The organism is Streptomyces ossamyceticus (genome assembly GCF_001418475.1).
Classification (GTDB): domain Bacteria; phylum Actinomycetota; class Actinomycetes; order Streptomycetales; family Streptomycetaceae; genus Streptomyces; species Streptomyces ossamyceticus.
The window spans coordinates 20,107-20,458 of sequence record NZ_LIQX01000044.1 but is presented as its reverse complement, the minus strand read 5'-3'; the positions used below and the strand labels follow the sequence as shown (position 1 = coordinate 20,458).

1 pseudogene is annotated in these 352 nt (G+C 75.6%); it reads right to left on the bottom strand.

Going from position 1 to position 352, the window contains the following annotated elements:
* Nucleotides 1-26 precede the first annotated feature (26 nt).
* Nucleotides 27-352 (bottom strand): annotated as a pseudogene (locus AOK15_RS04255) (GNAT family N-acetyltransferase); the annotation flags it as partial.

Here is a 352-nt window from a genome sequence, read left to right as displayed (position 1 = left end):
GGGGGGGGGTCACACGGCAACCCGTGTCATCCGACAGGTGAGGTGGCCGTGCCGACCGCCGTGCCGGGGGCGGGCAGCGCCGGCAGCGGGATCTCGAAGTGCACGACCCGTGCGCCGGTCTCCACGCGTTCGTCGCACACCACGTCGCCCTGGGAGCGCCAGAAGTCCTCGGCGCCGGGGACGGCGGGGTCGGTGTGCAGATAGACGAAGCGGTAGCCGCCGTCGGCCGCCGCGAACTCCATCAGTGCCGCGACCAGTCGGCGGGCGAGGCCGCGCCGCCGGTGCTCGGGGCGCACATAGACGCGACGCAGCTGGGCGGTCCGGCCGGACGGGTACCGCTCGGCCAGGGCGC